This is a genomic window from Roseovarius gahaiensis (assembly GCF_011601345.1).
Classification (GTDB): Bacteria; Pseudomonadota; Alphaproteobacteria; order Rhodobacterales; family Rhodobacteraceae; genus Roseovarius; species Roseovarius gahaiensis.
This window is the reverse complement of the sequence record NZ_JAAORB010000010.1, coordinates 37,763-52,130: the sequence shown is the minus strand read 5'-3', so window position 1 is coordinate 52,130 and position 14,368 is coordinate 37,763. Positions and strand designations below refer to the sequence as shown.

At 59.5% G+C, this 14,368-nt stretch carries 13 protein-coding genes; 4 read left to right on the top strand and 9 right to left on the bottom strand.

Annotated elements, in window-relative coordinates:
* Positions 1 to 131 precede the first annotated feature (131 nt).
* From HAT86_RS07590 to glpD, 7 genes are all read right to left on the bottom strand, one after another.
* A complete protein-coding gene (locus HAT86_RS07590; RefSeq protein WP_167195307.1) occupies positions 132 to 1,853 on the bottom strand; it encodes an ABC transporter substrate-binding protein in 1,722 nt (573 codons plus the stop codon).
* Positions 1,854 to 1,955: 102 nt separating this feature from the next.
* The gene (locus HAT86_RS07585) at positions 1,956 to 2,228 is read right to left on the bottom strand and encodes a DUF2160 domain-containing protein (RefSeq protein ID WP_167195304.1); all 273 of its coding nucleotides are present in this window, start codon (positions 2,226 to 2,228) and stop codon (positions 1,956 to 1,958) included.
* Positions 2,229 to 2,243: 15 nt separating this feature from the next.
* Positions 2,244 to 3,095, bottom strand: coding sequence for a carbohydrate ABC transporter permease (locus tag HAT86_RS07580; protein ID WP_167195301.1), 852 nt, complete (start codon positions 3,093 to 3,095; stop codon positions 2,244 to 2,246).
* Positions 3,096 to 3,971, bottom strand: a complete 876-nt coding sequence (locus HAT86_RS07575; protein ID WP_167195298.1) for a carbohydrate ABC transporter permease — start codon at positions 3,969 to 3,971, stop codon at positions 3,096 to 3,098.
* The gene (locus HAT86_RS07570; RefSeq protein ID WP_167195295.1) at positions 3,971 to 5,047 is read right to left on the bottom strand and encodes an ABC transporter ATP-binding protein; all 1,077 of its coding nucleotides are present in this window, start codon (positions 5,045 to 5,047) and stop codon (positions 3,971 to 3,973) included. Before HAT86_RS07570 ends, HAT86_RS07575 begins: the two co-directional genes overlap by 1 nt.
* 11 nt (positions 5,048 to 5,058) lie before the next feature.
* Positions 5,059 to 6,147, bottom strand: a complete 1,089-nt coding sequence (locus tag HAT86_RS07565) for an ABC transporter ATP-binding protein (RefSeq protein ID WP_167195292.1) — start codon at positions 6,145 to 6,147, stop codon at positions 5,059 to 5,061.
* A gap of 16 nt (positions 6,148 to 6,163) precedes the next feature.
* Positions 6,164 to 7,774 carry a glycerol-3-phosphate dehydrogenase gene (glpD, locus tag HAT86_RS07560; RefSeq protein ID WP_167195289.1) on the bottom strand — a complete coding sequence of 537 codons (1,611 nt, stop codon included), beginning with the start codon at positions 7,772 to 7,774 and terminating at the stop codon, positions 6,164 to 6,166.
* Between the two features lie 248 nt (positions 7,775 to 8,022).
* Here glpD and HAT86_RS07555 point away from each other — a divergent pair, with 248 nt between their 5' ends.
* Positions 8,023 to 8,802: a DeoR/GlpR family DNA-binding transcription regulator gene (locus HAT86_RS07555; RefSeq protein WP_167195286.1), complete on the top strand. Its 780-nt coding sequence runs from the start codon at positions 8,023 to 8,025 to the stop codon at positions 8,800 to 8,802.
* Here HAT86_RS07555 and dacB read toward each other — a convergent pair.
* Both dacB and HAT86_RS07545 read right to left on the bottom strand, forming a co-directional pair.
* Positions 8,790 to 10,280, bottom strand: coding sequence for a D-alanyl-D-alanine carboxypeptidase/D-alanyl-D-alanine endopeptidase (dacB, locus tag HAT86_RS07550; protein WP_167195283.1), 1,491 nt, complete (start codon positions 10,278 to 10,280; stop codon positions 8,790 to 8,792). The two genes, HAT86_RS07555 and dacB, sit on opposite strands and share 13 nt — an antisense overlap.
* A 59-nt stretch (positions 10,281 to 10,339) precedes the next feature.
* On the bottom strand, positions 10,340 to 10,954 hold the full coding sequence (locus tag HAT86_RS07545; protein WP_167195280.1) for a nicotinate-nucleotide adenylyltransferase: 615 nt from the start codon (positions 10,952 to 10,954) through the stop codon (positions 10,340 to 10,342).
* A gap of 133 nt (positions 10,955 to 11,087) precedes the next feature.
* Between HAT86_RS07545 and ettA the strand changes: the two genes are divergently transcribed.
* The 3 genes from ettA (at position 11,088) to HAT86_RS07530 (ending at position 14,191) form a co-directional block, all read left to right on the top strand.
* Entirely contained in the window at positions 11,088 to 12,743 is a 1,656-nt protein-coding gene (gene ettA, locus HAT86_RS07540; RefSeq protein ID WP_167195278.1) for an energy-dependent translational throttle protein EttA, read from the top strand.
* A 472-nt stretch (positions 12,744 to 13,215) separates the two neighbouring features.
* Positions 13,216 to 13,422: a cold-shock protein gene (locus HAT86_RS07535; protein ID WP_085815897.1), complete on the top strand. Its 207-nt coding sequence runs from the start codon at positions 13,216 to 13,218 to the stop codon at positions 13,420 to 13,422.
* A 214-nt stretch (positions 13,423 to 13,636) separates the two neighbouring features.
* On the top strand, positions 13,637 to 14,191 hold the full coding sequence (locus HAT86_RS07530) for a L,D-transpeptidase (RefSeq protein ID WP_167195276.1): 555 nt from the start codon (positions 13,637 to 13,639) through the stop codon (positions 14,189 to 14,191).
* Positions 14,192 to 14,368 lie beyond the last annotated feature (177 nt).

Sequence of the window (14,368 nt, the reverse complement as noted above, 5' to 3'; positions counted from 1 at the left end):
ATAAAAAAGCGGCCGCCACGGGTGCGGCGACCGCAGTTTAGCCGTGCCAGCCGCTTGTGCAACTGCGCCCAAGGGCTTGCATGACAGGGAGTGTCCGGGGCCAGCCCACAAGCCGCCCCCGGACGGGAGGGTTACTTCCAGCTTGCGATCAATTCGTCATAGCTGACGGTGATCGGCTCTTCGTCCTCGTTTGCCAGCTTGGGCTTGGGCGCGCCGGGCTGGCTCAGCCAATACTCGGGATCCTGCTCTTCATTCATCACCGGGCCGATATCGCCTTGGATACCTGCGCGTTCCAGACGCTCCATCACGCTTTCCATATCCGAACACAGGCTGTCCAAAGCCTCTTGCGCGGTCTTGGCGCCTGACATGGCGTCACCGATGTTCTGCCACCACAGCTGTGCCAGCTTTGGGTAGTCAGGCACGTTGGTGCCGGTGGGCGACCACTGGGTGCGCGCCGGGCTGCGGTAGAATTCCACCAGACCGCCCAGTTTCGGCGCACGCTCGGTGAAGCTTTCGTGATTGATCGAGCTGTCACGCACGAAGGTCAGGCCAACATGGCTTTTCTTCACGTCAACGGTTTTCGAGGTCACGAACTGCGCATAAAGCCATGCGGCCTGTGCGCGGTCGACGGGCGTGGATTTCATCAGCGTCCAGCTGCCCACGTCCTGATAGCCAACCTTCATGCCCTCTTCCCAGTATGCCCCGTGCGGGCTGGGGGCCATGCGCCACTTGGGCGTGCCGTCTTCGTTCATCACCGGCAGGTCCGGCTTGACCGACGCTGCGGTGAACGCGGTATACCAGAACATCTGCTGGGCCACATTGCCTTGTGCCGGGATCGGGCCCGCCTCGGAGAAGGTCATGCCCTGCGCCGCAGGCGGCGAGTAGTTCTGAAGCCAGTCAATCGCCTTTTCAATGGCGTAAACCGCCGCCGGGCCGTTGGTTGCACCGCCACGGTCGACACAGGCGCCCACCGGCTGACTCTTTTCGTTGACGCGAATGCCCCATTCATCGACCGGCAGGCCGTTGGGTTCGCCGACATCGCTCATGCCTGCCATGGACATCCACGCATCGGTGTAACGCCAGCCAAGGCTGGGGTCTTTCTTGCCATAGTCCATGTTGCCATAGACTTCGTCGTCGACGCCCAGATGGCTTAGATCACGCCCGGTGAAGAACTCGGCAATGTCCTCATAGGCCGACCAGTTGACCGGAACGCCCAGATCATAGCCATAGGCTTCTTTGAAATCGGCCTTGTTCTTTTCGTCGTTGAACCAATCATACCGGAACCAATAAAGGTTGGCGAATTGCTGGGTCGGCAACTGATACAGTTTGCCATCGGGCGCTGTGGTAAACTCGGTGCCGATGAAATCATCCAGATCAAGGCCCGGGCTGGTCACGTCCGCACCTTCGCCGGCCATCCAGTCGGTCAGGTTGCGCACTTGCTGATAGCGCCAATGCGTGCCGATCAGGTCACTGTCGTTGACGTAGGCGTCATAGATGTTCTGGCCTGACTGCATCTGTGTCTGCAGCTTTTCCACCACGTCACCTTCGCCGATCAGGTCATGGGTGATCTCGATGCCGGTGATCGCGGTAAAGGCCGGGGCCAGAACCTTGGATTCGTATTCGTGCGTGGCGATGGTTTCCGACACAACGCGAATGTCCATACCTGCATAAGGCTGGGCCGCGTCGATGAACCATTGCATTTCGGCCTCTTGCTCCTCCCGGGTCAAGGCCGACTGATCGCCGATTTCGCTATCAAGGAATGCGCGCGCCTCGTCCATCCCGGCGAAGGCCGGGGCAGACAGCAGCGACAGGGCAAGCCCGACGGCTGTTGATGTTTTCAAACTGAGGGTCATTGGGTTCTATCCTCCCGTGTTTCGAACCAAATTACGTCATTTTCAGTCAAGGACGGTCGTGTTGCGCGCCGGGTGTCCTTGGCCCCATGCGCGCCGCCTGCCCTACACCCAGCGGAACACTGCAGCAGCGTAGGCCAAGCAAACCAGCATCGCGTAGGGCTGATGCGCCCCCACGATCCCCAGCCAGGCCAGATTGATAAAGGCCGAGCCCAAAAGCGTGATGAACAACCTGTCACCGCGTGTCGTTTCGATCTGCAGCACCCCCTTGCGTGGCGTTTCGGGGAACTTGATCGCAAGGATCGAAAAGGTGATCAGAAGGCCCGCGATCACCATAAAGAAAATCGCCGTGGGCCATGTCCATGCCATCCATTCCATGATCCGTCTCCTTCTTTACACGCGGCCTAGGGCAAAGCCCTTGGCGATGTAGTTGCGCACGAAATAGATCACCAAGGCGCCCGGCACGATGGTCAGCACCCCGGCCGCAGCCAGCACGCCCCAATCGATGCCTGATGCGCCCACCGTGCGGGTCATCGTGGCGGCAATCGGCTTGGCGTCGACGCTGGTCAGCGTGCGGCTGAGCAGCAGTTCGACCCATGAGAACATGAAGCAAAAGAACGCGGCCACACCGATCCCGCTGGCGATCAGCGGCATGAAGATTTTCACGAAAAAGCGCCCGAAGCTGTAGCCGTCGATATAAGCCGTTTCGTCGATTTCCTTGGGCACGCCCCGCATGAACCCTTCCAAGATCCACACCGCCAAGGGCACGTTGAACAGGCAATGCGCCAAGGCCACCGCGATATGCGTGTCAAACAAGCCGACCGATGAATAAAGCTGGAAGAACGGCAGCGCGAACACCGCAGGCGGGGCCATCCGGTTGGTCAGCAGCCAGAAGAACAGGTGCTTGTCGCCCATGAAGTGATAGCGGCTGAAGGCATAGGCCGCCGGCAGCGCCACCGCGACCGAGATCACCGTGTTCATCACCACATAGATCATCGAATTGACATAGCCCATGTACCAGCTCGCATCGGTCAGGATGGTCGCATAGTTGGCAAATGTCAGGTTCTGCGGCCACAGCGTAAAGCTGTTGAGGATCTCGGAGTTCGTCTTGAGGCTCATGTTCAGCAGCCAGTAGATCGGCAGCATCAGAAACACGAGATACAGCGTCATCACCACCAACCTGCTGTTGATGCGGGGCAAGCTGGCCTTGCGCGCCACGCTTGGATTTGCGGTCATATCGGCCATTTACTTGCCCTCCCGTTTGTCGAGATTGGTCATCACCGTGTAGAACACCCATGAAATCGCGAGGATCACCAGGAAATACATGATCGAGAACGCCGCCGCCGGGCCCAGATCGAACTGACCAAGTGCCATTTTGACAAGGTCGATCGACAGGAAGGTTGTGGCATTGCCGGGGCCACCGCCTGTGACAACGAAAGGCTCGGTGTAGATCATGAAGCTGTCCATGAAGCGCAGCAGAATGGCGATCATCAGAACGCCCATCATCTTGGGCAATTCGATGTAACGAAACACCTTCCAACGGCTGGCTTGGTCGATCTTGGCCGCTTGATAATAGGCGTCGGGGATGGATTGCAGACCGGCATAGGCCAGCAGCGCCACCAGCGAAGTCCAGTGCCAGACATCCATGACAATCAGCGTCGCCCAAGCGGAAATGAAATCCTGCGTGTAGTTATAATTGACGCCAAGCGCATCCAGCGTATAGCCCAAAAGGCCGATATCGACGCGCCCGAAAATCTGCCAGATCGTGCCCACCACGTTCCATGGCACCAGCAGCGGCAGCGACATCACCACTAGACAGAAACTGGCCCAAAAACCGCTTTTGGGCATGTTCAGCGCCACGAAAATGCCCAGTGGCACCTCGATCGCCAGAATGATCGCCGAAAACGCCATCTGACGGCCCAGCGCATTCCACATGCGTTCCTCGGACAACATCTCGCGGAACCATTCCAGCCCGGCCCAAAAGAATTGATTGTTGCCGAAACTGTCCTGCACGGAATAGTTGACCACTGTCATCAACGGGATCACCGCCGAAAAGGCCACCAGCGCCAGCACCGGCAAAACAAGAAACCATGCCTTATGATTAACCGTTTTTTCCTGCATCACGCGGCCTCCCCGTTGACGCGCCAGTCATTGGCGTAAACATTGACATGCGCAGGATCGAACACGACCCGCGTCATGTCTGCGCCGATCTCTTCGTCCTCGCCTGCGATGATGTTGATATCGTTTCCGAAAAAATCCGCGCGCACGATCTTGTGGCGGCCCACATCCTCGACCCGGCGAATATTGACAGGCAGGCCGTCACTGTCAGACAGGCGGGCAAATTCAGGACGCACGCCGATTTCAACCTTGCCATCCAGCGGGGCATATCCGCGCCCCAGATCAATGGACGAGCCGTTGACATAGGCCTGACGGCCTTCAACCTTGGCCGGGATCACATTCATTCCCGGCGAGCCGATGAAATAGCCCACGAAAGTATGCTCGGGCCGTTCAAACAGTTCCTCGGGCGTGCCGATCTGAACAACGCGACCGTCATACATCACCACGACCTTGTCGGCGAATGTCAGCGCCTCGGTCTGGTCGTGGGTGACGTAGATCATTGTATGGCCGAAATCGTGGTGCAGCTTTTTAAGCTGCGTGCGCAACTCCCACTTCATATGCGGGTCGATCACGGTCAGCGGTTCATCAAACAGCAGCGCATTCACATCCTTGCGGACCATGCCGCGTCCAAGGCTGATTTTCTGCTTGGCATCCGCCGTCAGACCTCGGGCCTTACGTGAGAGTTCTTCTTCCATGCCGATCATGCGTGCCACATCCTGCACGCGCTCGGCGACATAGGCCTCATCGCGGCCCCGGTTGCGCAGCGGAAAGGCCAGATTGTCACGCACTGTCATGGTGTCGTAAACGACCGGAAACTGGAACACCTGCGCAATGTTGCGTTGCGCTGTCGGGGCATTGGTGACGTCTTGACCATCAAACAGAATGCGCCCCTGACTGGGATGCAGCAACCCCGAGATGATGTTCAAAAGCGTGGACTTGCCGCAACCCGACGAGCCAAGCAGTGCATAGGCCGCCCCATCGTCCCAATCATGATTCAACTCTTTCAGCGCGAAATCGTCTTCACGGGTTGGCTTGGGCAGGTAAGAATGCGCCAGATTATCCAAGGTGATCTTTGCCATCTTTCCCCTCCTCAGGCCGCCAAGGCATAGGCGGCCGGCGCGATCAGCGCGCCATCCTCGCCAAAAATGTAAACGTGGCGCGGGTCCAGATAGACATCCAGATCGGCCCCCAATGTCAGCTCATGCACACCATGGATCAGGCCAACCCATCGCTCACCATGATGATCCAGATGCACGAAGGTTTCCGAGCCGGTCAGTTCTGTTACAGACAGCGTTGCGGTGAATTTCATCGCATCCGCCGCATGCTGACCGATTTCCAGATGGTTGGGCCGGAACCCCGCGCTGTAGCGACCATCGGGCAGCTCGGCCATCTTGCCAGTCGCCGTTGCGCTTTGCCCATCCCCGATCAAAAGCTTGCCTCCGGTCTTGCTGACCGACAGAAAGTTCATCGGCGGATCGCTGAACACGCGTGCCGTGGTGGCATCGACCGGCTGGCGGTAGACATCCGGCGTAAGCCCAAATTGCGTGATGCGCCCCTCCCACAGGGTGGCCGTATTGCCGCCCAGCAACAGCGCCTCTTCGGGCTCGGTCGTGGCGTAGACGAAAATCGCGCCGGATTCTTCGAATATCTTGGGGATTTCCACGCGCAATTCCTCGCGCAGCTTGTAATCCAGATTGGCCAGCGGTTCATCCAGCAGGACCAGCCCGGCATCTTTGACCAAGGCCCGCGCCAAGGCGCAACGCTGTTGCTGACCGCCCGACAGTTCCAGCGGCTTGCGCTGCAGCATCGGTGTCAGTTTCATCAAATCGGCCGATTTTTGAACCGCGGCGTCGATCTCGCTGGCCGAGCGGCCCATCAGGCGCAAAGGCGAGGCGATATTGTCGTAAACGGTCATCGACGGGTAATTGATGAACTGCTGATAGACCATCGCCACGTTCCGGTCCTGAACCCGGCGGCCGGTCACATCCTCGTCATTCCACACAATGCGTCCAGTATTGGGCACATCAAGGCCCGCCATCAGCCGCATCAGAGATGTCTTGCCCGACAGCGTAGGCCCCAAGAACACATTCATCGTGCCCTTTTCGAGGGTCAGGTCGATGGGATAGATATGCGTCTGCCCCGCAACCACCTTGGACACGCCTTCTAGTTTTAGCGTCATCGGTCTTGTTCCTCCCTCATGCCTGCTTGGCAGCCGGGGCGCTGCCCTCGGCACCGGCATTCGATGTCATCCATGCATCCAGCGTGGCAATCTGCTCGGCGCTCATCCGCAGCCCCAACCGCGTGCGCCGCCAAACCACATCGTCGGCGCGGTGGGCATATTCACGGTGCATCATCCATGTCACTTCACGCCCGGTCAGGGTCGCGCCAAAATCAGGGCCAAGATCGGCCGCCGAGGTGGCGTCCCCCAAAATCTGCCGGGCTTCGGTGCCGTAGGCGCGCACCAAACGGCCCGCCCAATACTCATCCAGAAACGCATAGTCCTTGCGCAGATCATCAATCAGCCGCGCAACCTCGTTTACCTGAAAATCCCCCCCGGGCAAGGTAACACCCGCTGTCCAGTTCTCACCAGCCTGCGGGAAAAACGGCGTGATCTTGGCCATCGCGGCCTCGGCCAATTTGCGATATGTGGTGATTTTACCGCCAAACACGTTCAACAATGGCGCGCCGCCGATGTCGTCAAGGCTTAGCACGTAATCGCGGGTCGCCGCCGTGGCCGACTTGGCCCCGTCGTCGTATAACGGCCGCACACCGGAATAGGTCCAGACAATATCGTCTGGTGTCACTGGCTGGCGGAAATACTCGGACGCGAAGTTGCACAGATACTCGGCCTCTTCGGGGGTGCATTCGGGCTTGGCGGACACATCGCTATGCTCGGCATCGGTGGTGCCGATCAGGGTGAAATCGGTTTCATAGGGAATGGCAAAGATGATCCGCCCATCGGTGCCCTGAAAGAAATAGCATTTGTCGTGATCGAACAGACGGCGGGTGACGATGTGGCTACCGCGCACCAGCCGCACGCCCTCGCTGGAATTTTGGCGCAGCGTGTTCTGGATCACATCCTTGACCCAAGGCCCACCGGCATTCACCAAAGCCCGTGCCTTGGTTTCGCGGGTCTCCCCGGTGGAAAGATCCTTGGTCGTGACGCACCAGATATCGCCATCGCGGCGCGCTGACGTGACTTTGGTGCGGGTTCGGATTTTTGCGCCACGCGCCTCGGCATCACGGGCGTTCAGCACCACGAGACGGCTGTCTTCGATCCAGCAGTCGGAATACTCAAAAGCGCGCTCGAACTTGTCTTTCAAAACCCGGCCTGCCGGATCAGTGCGCAAATCCAAGGTGCGCGTGCCGGGCAAAATCTTGCGCCCGCCCAGGTGATCATAGAAGAAGAGGCCCATCCGGATCAGCCATGCGGGCCTACGCCCCTTCATCCATGGCATCACAATGTTCAGCAATTTCGAGGTGGGCGTTTCACCCTCGAACCGCATGTCGCGGTGATACGGTAGGACAAAACGCATCGGCCAACTGATATGCGGCATCGCCCGCAGCAGGGTTTCACGCTCGATCAGCGCCTCGCGCACCAGACGGATTTCAAAATACTCAAGATAGCGCAAACCGCCATGAAACAGCTTGGTGGACGCCGAGGAGGTCGCGGATGCCAAATCATTCATTTCGGCCAGTTCGACAGTCAGCCCACGGCCCGCCGCATCGCGCGCAATGCCGCAGCCATTGATGCCGCCACCGATCACGAACAGATCGACAATGGTGTTGTCATGCTCTGTTGGCACCTGAGCCTCCCTCTCTCATCGCCGAATGTGAGCGCAAACGAAACACATTTGCAACAATCAAGTCAATTACGAATGTTCGTTTATTTTCGCTTTGGCGCAATCCAATGAATTTACAGGTGTTTTTCACCGCTTATTCCCTGCCGCACTGTGTCAAAAAGGAAAACTCCCACGAAAGCCGAATCATCGTTAACCTTGAAATTACCAACCAAACGAACATAATCGAAAATATTACAACAAAGGTTCGCGCCGTGTCCCAAACCCTTCGACAACCCGACATTCTTGAAATCGCCCGGATCGAAGGCAAGGTCATGGTCGAGGATCTTGCCGAACGCTTTGACGTTACTGTGCAAACCATACGCCGCGATTTGACCGAACTGGCCAATGCCGGCAAGCTGGAGCGTGTGCATGGCGGCGCGATTTTGCCCTCGGGCGTGACGAATATCATCTACGAGGAACGCCGCCGCCTGAATGAAGATGCCAAGCAAGCAATCGCGCGCCTTTGTGCTGATGCGATTCCTGACAATGCGTCGGTGTTTCTGGATATCGGCACCACGACCGAGGCCGTCGCCCAAGAGCTGCTGGACCACTCGGGGCTGATGGTGGTGACCAACAACATGAACGTCGCCAATATCCTTTTGGCGAACAAAACCAGCGACATCGTCGTCGCGGGCGGAAGCCTGCGCCGGGCCGATAACGGATTGGTGGGAAATCTGACCGCGCGCACCATCGAAAATTTCAAATTCGATTACGCGATCCTTGGCTGCTCGGCGATGGACGAAGATGGCGATCTGCTGGATTTCGACATTCAAGAGGTGGTTGTCGGGCAGACCTTGCTGAAACGCTCGCGCGAGGTGTTTCTGGTCGCGGACCATTCCAAGTTCCGGCGCGGCGCGCCGGTGCGCATCGGATCATTGCGCGATATCGACAAGTTTTTCACCGACCATCCGCTGCCCGCCGGCCTATCCGAAAATTGCAGCGCGTGGGGCACCGAAGTGATCGTTGCAGCGCCGGTGGCTCACACCCCGTAAACAAGGCCCCAACGTTCGATCAGGGCCTGTTGCAAGCTCTTGGCCCGCCTGTTCCAATTGGCCGCGCCCGGTGGCCGACCGCCGGCCCGCCGATTGATCCCGGCCCGCTTTTCCGTGTTGGCGCAAAAGATCGCAAAGGCCAGTTCGGTGCCGTCCGGGGCGGTCATATACCCGGCCAGTGAGCTGACGAAATACAAGGTGCCCGTCTTGGCCATCACCTTGACCGGATGGTCACGATTGATCCCGCCCGCGCTATTGCGCAGGGGAATGTCTTTCAGGATCGGCTGCAACTGCTTGTCGCCATGAACCCGCACCAAGGCACGCGCCATGGCCCCGGCGTTCAGGCGCGACTGTTCGCTCAGACCCGAATGGTCCACCAGATTGGCGCCTTGCATGCCCAACTCACTGCGGGCCCAGCGGCTCATTTCTTTGGCAGAGGTCGCCAAAGCCACTGCCTTGCCCCCGCGCGCGGCGGTGGCCGTCAGCCCCACCAGTTCCGCCGTCAGGTTGTTGGAATATTTCAGCATATTGCGCAGAATATCGCGCAAGGGGCCACTTTGATGGGTGGTTAACGCAAGGCCTTGCGGGGCGCTGCGCAGGCTGCCACCCAAGTTAAGAGTGATGCCATGCGCGCGGGCAAACCCCGCGAACACCTCGGCGGCATAGGCTTCGGGTTTGCGCACCGGCAACCAGCGTGACCCCGAAGCGCCCAAAGCGCCCCGCGCGACGGTCCAGGCGTCATGATCTCCGCCATCGCTATAGGTGTAGACCGGCGCTTTGCGGCCTGCGACCACCATGCGCGCCACCGTCACCGCTGGCCTGTAGCGATCCGACCGCGCATCCATGCTGACATCGTAGCCATCACCGCCGCGTTTCCATTCAAAATGAACACGGTTGAAATTCAGGTTCAGGCCCGAGACTGAGGGGTTATAGCTCACATGCTCGGGCTGCGTGGGGTCGATCACCCGCTCATAGGGCACAGCACCCCCCCAAACCTTGAATGCGCCGCGCACCTCGCGCACGCCTGCCTCTTTCAGATCCGAGGCCATCTGCGCCAGCGCATTGGTATCAAGTGTCGGGTCGCCGCCACCCGCCAGCACGAGATCGCCCTTGAGCACACCATCTTCCAGCGGGCCAGTGGCAATCAGGCGGGTCGCAAACCGGTAGTCCGCGCCAAGGCTATCCAACGCGTAAAGCGCCGTCACCGTCTTGATCACGCTGGCCGGTGGAAGCCCCGCAGCCGCCCCGCGGCTTTCCAGAAGCACGCCAGTCTTCACATCCATCACCGCGAACTCAACCTGACCGCCCAGACTGGCCGTCTTGATCAGCGCATCGGCCTTCGGCGCAGCGCCAGTCTGCAGACCCTTGGGCCGGACCACCGGACGCAGTGACACAGAAGGCGCCTCCGCCCAAGCCCCTGTGCTAAGCGCACCCAGCGCCGTGCCTATGAAAAATCTTCGAGACAGCTGTTTGACCATACCGGGAATAAAGCGCAGCGCGGGGGCGCACACAATCCTTTTTGTCGGTCAACTCTGCGTCATCCGCGCTCAGATTGCGGCCACTCGCCCTTGGCCCGCAACCGGGTCGAGGACACGGCCAGCATGGGCACGTTGACAAAACACCACGCTGGCGGCCCGCGATGACCCAAAGAGTGACTGGACGCCGCCGGTAGCCGTGCCGCGCCGTAAACCCTTGCCGCCTTGGACATGCGCGCCGAAATCCGCTGGCCGGGCCGGGCCAAAACCGCCACGGGCACACGCTCCATGATGTCGCGCCAATCCTGCCATTGATCGAACTGCGCCAGATTGTCGGCCCCCATCAACCAGACAAAGCGCACACCGGGCCGCGCCACCTGCAAGGCCCGCAGGCTTTGGGCCGTATAGCGAGTGCCAAGCTGCGCCTCGGCATCGGTGACATGGATACGCGGATGGGTCACCATTGCGCGGCAGGCCGTGATGCGCCGCTCCATCGGGGCGGGGCCGTGCGCCTTTAGCGGATTGCCTGGGCTGACCAGCCACCAAAGCTGATCCAGTCCAAAGCGCTTCAGCGCCTCGCGACTGATGTGGGCATGCCCCTGATGCGGCGGATCGAAGGATCCGCCCAGCAAGCCCACCACCTGACCGGGGCGCACATATGGCAAACGCAATGTCATTGCGCCCTTGTGCCAGCCCCTCACCGCCTGTCCAACCGAAAAACGCCAACGCGCCCACAGCGATTGCGGCGGCCTGCAACATTGACTAGATACGGGACCAACACTCTTTTCCAACCGTTTCGGAGCACACTCAATGGCAGCCAATCAATACGTCTATCACATGCAGGGCGTCTCCAAGACCTACCCCGGCGGCAAGAAATGTTTTGAGAACATCCACCTCAGCTTTCTGCCCGGTGTGAAGATCGGCGTCGTGGGCCCCAACGGTGCCGGTAAATCCACCCTGATGAAGATCATGGCGGGCCTCGACACCGATTTCACCGGCGAAGCATGGGCCGCCGAGGGCGCCAAGGTGGGCTACCTGCCGCAAGAACCGCACCTCGACCCGTCGCTTACCGTGCGCGAGAACGTCATGCTGGGTGTGGCGGCCAAGAAGGCCAAGCTGGACCGCTTCAACGAACTGGCGATGAACTACTTGGACGAAACCGCCGATGAAATGGCGGAACTGCAAGACGAGATCGACAGCCAGAACCTGTGGGATCTGGACGCACAAATCGACGTGTCGATGGAGGCGCTGCGCTGCCCCCCCGATGATGCCGATGTCACCACCCTGTCGGGCGGGGAAAAACGCCGCGTCGCATTGTGCAAGCTGCTTCTGGAAGCGCCCGAGATGCTGCTTCTGGACGAACCGACCAACCACTTGGACGCCGAAACCATCGCGTGGCTTCAACAGCACTTGATCGACTACAAGGGCACCATCCTGATCGTCACGCACGACCGGTATTTCCTTGATGACATCACCGGCTGGATTTTGGAACTCGACCGCGGCCGCGGCATCCCCTACGAGGGCAATTATTCAAGCTGGCTGGAACAAAAGGCCAAGCGGCTGCAGCACGAGGCGCGCGAGGATAAATCGCGCCAGAAAACGCTGGAGCGCGAGTTGGAATGGATGCGGCAAGGCCAAAAGGCCCGTCAGGCCAAATCCAAGGCCCGGATCAACGCCTATAACGATCTGGCCAACCAGTCCGAGCGTGAAAAACTGGCCCGCGCCCAAATTGTCATCCCCAACGGTCCGCGCCTTGGCCAAAAGGTGATCGACGTTGATGGCCTGAAAAAGCACATGGGCGACAAGCTTTTGATCGAAGACCTGACATTCTCGCTGCCGCCCGGCGGCATCGTCGGCGTGATCGGCCCCAACGGCGCGGGTAAATCGACGTTGTTCAAGGTGCTGACGGGCCAAGAACAGCCCGACGAAGGCACCGTGGAATATGGCGATACGGTTGAGCTGTCCTATGTCGACCAGTCGCGCGATGACCTCAAGGACGGCGACAATGTCTGGGAGGCGATCACCGGCGGTGCCGAGATCATCCAACTGGGCGACGCCCAGATGAATTCGCGCGCCTATTGCTCGGCCTTCAACTTCAAAGGCGGTGACCAGCAGAAAAAAGTCTCGCTTCTGTCGGGCGGCGAACGCAACCGCGTTCACATGGCACGGCTGTTGAAATCGGGCGGTAACGTGCTTTTGCTCGACGAACCGACCAACGACTTGGACGTTGAAACCCTGCGCGCTTTGGAAGACGCGCTTGTTGATTTCGCCGGCTGCGCCGTGGTGATCAGCCACGACCGTTTCTTTCTGGACCGTATCTGCACGCATATCTTGGCGTTCGAGGGCGAGGCCCATGTGGAATGGTTCGAAGGCAACTTCGAGGATTACGAGGAAGACAAGAAACGTCGCCTCGGCCCCGACGCGCTTGAGCCGAAGCGGATCAAGCATAAGAAATTCGCGCGGTAATTATCGTAGGGTGCGCAGTCACTGCGCACCCTGCTGAGGGCGTAAAAAGCAAGCCGCACGTTCGCCAGACCGCGGGATGGCGACCCGCCCCCCGAAACCCTCGATTTATCCCGGCCACTATCGGAAGACGTCAACACAGGGCGCATACGCGAACCAAATCGCCAGCCCGGCGGGTGGGTGAGCAGGCTTCCCGGAAACGCTCCGGGGGAGCGTTTCGCCTACGAACGGGCGGAGCCCAGGACTGGCGATCGCGCGGCGGTGCTGCGCACCTTGATCCCGCGCGGGACGGTCGCGACAACTTCGCTACAGATTATCCTTGCCAAGCCGATCCTGACCTGTCATACGCTCTCTTGCTACGTTTTTCTATTTCGACCCACTGTCTCCCTTCAAACGGCGTTCAGTCATTCGATCCAGACGACAACGCCACGCTGCCGCACTTCCGCGGGCAGGATACTTGATTAGGAGACTTCACATGGCCAATGGCACAGTGAAATGGTTCAACACCACCAAAGGCTTCGGCTTCATCGCACCTGAAACAGGTGGCAAAGACGTGTTCGTTCACATCAGCGCCGTCGAGCGTTCGGGCCTGACCGGCCTGGCAGACGACCAGAAAGTGACTTACGACGTTGAAGCAGGCCGTGACGGCCGCGAAAGCGCGACCAACCTGCAGCTGGCCTAAAGGCCGCACGTCACCACGGTGACGACAGGACGAATTCGAACGGGGCGGGCCATGGGCCTTCCCCGTTTGCATTTGCGGGTCCAGTCCGGTGGCCGAGGCCCGCGTGACCCCAAAACCATATGCGGACCGGGATTGCGCCACATCACCGGGTTTTGATTTTGTCATGCTTTGGTGGCAAACTATACGTTGCCGTGTGCTTGAGAGGGAAACAAACATGATCGATCGCCGCTTTTTCATCGGGGCGGGCTTGGCCGCCACCACACTGCCGGCTGCTGCCCAAGCCTTTGAGCTTGAAGATAAATTCAAGCCGACCAAGGTGCGCATCTCCGAGAAATATGCCCCCGGCCAATTGCTGGTGCTGCCGCGCGCGCATTTTCTGTATTTCGTCACCGCCCCGCGTGAGGCGCTGCGCTATGGCGTCGGGGTCGGCAAGGCCGGGCTGCAATTTACCGGCACGGCCACCATTGATGTCAAAAAAGAATGGCCAACGTGGCGCCCCACCAACGACATGATCGAACGTGACCCACAGGAATACGCACGGTTCAAGGATAATGACTACGTGCAACCCGGTGGCCCGGGCAATCCGTTGGGCGCGCGCGCGCTTTACCTATTCCAGAACGGGCGCGACACCTATTTCCGCATTCATGGCACCACTGCGCCGCGCTCGATCGGGCGTTCGGTCTCGAACGGGTGTATCCGAATGCTGAATGAACATGTAAGAGACTTGTATGAACGCGTCCCGGTTGGGACCGTTGTCACCGTTATCTAAGCTTTGCAAGTCGTAACACCGCTTGCGCGCCCGAAGCCGGGCGCGCATTTTTTCTTGCGCGATCCGCATTGCAGCCCCATATATTTCACCGCGACGTTACCTCTATCGACCATCTGCTCCGTTACGACCGGCTCAGTCACTCGATCTTGCTCTGACATAGCCGGGTTGCCGCAACAC

Coding starts and splice junctions, on each gene's coding strand:
- HAT86_RS07530 (WP_167195276.1), top strand. CDS start 13,637: ATGATCGATCGCCGCTTTTTCATCGGGGCGGGCTTGGCCGCCACCACA.
- ettA (WP_167195278.1), top strand. CDS start 11,088: ATGGCAGCCAATCAATACGTCTATCACATGCAGGGCGTCTCCAAGACC.
- HAT86_RS07590 (WP_167195307.1), bottom strand. CDS start 1,853: ATGACCCTCAGTTTGAAAACATCAACAGCCGTCGGGCTTGCCCTGTCG.
- HAT86_RS07545 (WP_167195280.1), bottom strand. CDS start 10,954: ATGACATTGCGTTTGCCATATGTGCGCCCCGGTCAGGTGGTGGGCTTG.
- HAT86_RS07535 (WP_085815897.1), top strand. CDS start 13,216: ATGGCCAATGGCACAGTGAAATGGTTCAACACCACCAAAGGCTTCGGC.
- HAT86_RS07580 (WP_167195301.1), bottom strand. CDS start 3,095: ATGGCCGATATGACCGCAAATCCAAGCGTGGCGCGCAAGGCCAGCTTG.
- HAT86_RS07575 (WP_167195298.1), bottom strand. CDS start 3,971: ATGCAGGAAAAAACGGTTAATCATAAGGCATGGTTTCTTGTTTTGCCG.
- HAT86_RS07565 (WP_167195292.1), bottom strand. CDS start 6,147: ATGACGCTAAAACTAGAAGGCGTGTCCAAGGTGGTTGCGGGGCAGACG.
- dacB (WP_167195283.1), bottom strand. CDS start 10,280: ATGGTCAAACAGCTGTCTCGAAGATTTTTCATAGGCACGGCGCTGGGT.
- HAT86_RS07585 (WP_167195304.1), bottom strand. CDS start 2,228: ATGGAATGGATGGCATGGACATGGCCCACGGCGATTTTCTTTATGGTG.
- HAT86_RS07570 (WP_167195295.1), bottom strand. CDS start 5,047: ATGGCAAAGATCACCTTGGATAATCTGGCGCATTCTTACCTGCCCAAG.